This is a genomic window from Rhodococcus baikonurensis, assembly GCF_040489275.1.
Classification (GTDB): Bacteria; Actinomycetota; Actinomycetes; order Mycobacteriales; family Mycobacteriaceae; genus Rhodococcus_F; species Rhodococcus_F baikonurensis.
In genome coordinates, this window is record NZ_JBEUOQ010000064.1 from 1 (window position 1) to 1886 (window position 1886).

1 pseudogene is annotated in these 1886 nt (G+C 61.1%); it reads left to right on the forward strand.

The window, feature by feature from the left end:
• Window positions 1-10 precede the first annotated feature (10 nt).
• Window positions 11-1886: pseudogene (locus ABWI03_RS34120) on the forward strand (amino acid adenylation domain-containing protein); the annotation flags it as partial.

A 1886-nucleotide genomic window follows, 5' to 3' on the forward strand; every position in this document is an offset into this window, starting at 1 on the left:
CGATGGTGGTGTGGATTCGACGTTGTCGGCGTGGTTCGATGATGCTGCTGCGCGGTTTGGTGATCGGGTTGCGGTGCGGTTCGGTGACGAGTCGTTGTCGTATGGTGAGTTGTCGGTGCGGGCGAATCGTTTGGCGCGCAGGTTGATTGCTCAGGGTTGTGGTCCGGAGTCGTTGGTGGCGGTGGCGTTGCCGCGGTCGGCGGATCTTGTGGTGGCGTTGTTGGCGGTGGTGAAGTCCGGTGCGGGGTATTTGCCGGTGGATCCGTCGTATCCGGCTGATCGTGTCGAGTTCATGTTGGCCGATGCTGCTCCGGTGGCTGCGATTTCGTGGTCCGGGCGTGAGTTGGTGTTGCCTGTTGGTTTGCCGGTGGTTGATGTCGACGCGGTGGATGTGTCGGAGTTCGATGGTTCGGTGGTGACGGATGCGGATCGTGTTGCGCCGTTGCGGTCTTCGAATGTTGCGTATGTGATTTACACGTCGGGTTCGACGGGTCGCCCGAAGGGTGTGCAGGTTCCGCACACGACGGTGGCGAAGTTGTTTGCGAATACCGAGGGTGTGTACGGGTTCGACGAATCCGATGTGTGGACGATGTTCCACAGTTATGCGTTCGACTTCTCGGTGTGGGAGTTGTGGGGTCCGCTGTTGTACGGCGGCACGTTGGTGGTTGTGGATTATGTGACGTCGCGGTCGCCGGAGCAGTTCTTGGAGTTGCTTGCTGCTGAGCGGGTGACGGTGCTCAATCAGACGCCGTCGGCGTTCTATCAGTTGGCTGAGGCTGATCGGTTGGCGTCGGAATCCGGTCGGGCTGCCGAATTGTCGTTGCGGTGGGTTGTTTTCGGTGGGGAGGCGCTCGAGCTGCGTCGCTTGTCGGATTGGTACGGCCGCCGCGGTGATTCCGCGCCGACGTTGGTGAACATGTACGGCATCACGGAGACGACGGTGCATGTGAGCCATCGTGTGTTGGATGCTGCGATGGCGGCGGATGCGTCGGCGAGTGTTGTGGGTCAGGCTATTTCGGGTCTGCGGGTGTTCGTGTTGGATACGCGTTTGGCTCCGGTGCCGGTCGGTGTCGCGGGTGAGATGTATGTCGCTGGTGTGCAGTTGGCTCGGGGTTATCTGGGTCAGGCGGGGTTGACGTCGACGCGGTTTGTGGCGAATCCGTTCAATGCCGGCGAGGTGTTGTACCGCACGGGTGACGTGGCGTCGTGGAACAGTGCTGGTGATTTGGAGTATCTGGGTCGCGCGGATGATCAGGTGAAGATCCGTGGTTTCCGGATCGAGATCGGTGAGATCGAGTCTGCGGTGTTGGCGGATGTGTCGGTGGCGCAGACGGCGGTGGTTGTTCGTGAGGATTCTCCGGGTGATCAGCGGTTGGTGGCGTATGTGGTTCCGGCTGCGGGTGTGAGCGTGTCGGTTGACGATGTCCGCACCGGTGTGGGTTCGTTGTTGCCGGAGTACATGGTGCCGTCGGCGTTTGTGGTGTTGGATGCGATTCCGTTGACGGTGAACGGGAAGTTGGATCGTCGGGCGTTGCCGGTTCCGTCGTTGCAGGTTGCGGTGTTCCGTGCTCCGACGTCGGTGGTGGAAGAGGTTGTGGCGCAGACGTTTGCGGATGTTCTGGGCGTCGAGCGTGTTGGTTTGGATGATGATTTCTTCGCGCTCGGTGGTAATTCGCTGATTGCGACGCAGGTGACGTCTCGGTTGGGTCAGGCGTTGGATGCTTCGGTGTCGGTGCGGGAGTTGTTCGAGGCGTCGACCGTCGAAGGGCTTGCTGCCCGACTCGGTTCTCATGTCGGTGGTGGTTCGCGTGCGGCGTTGACTGCGCAGGTGCGTCCGGCGCAGGTGCCGTTGTCGTTTGCGCAGCAGCGCATGTGGTTCCTCAACC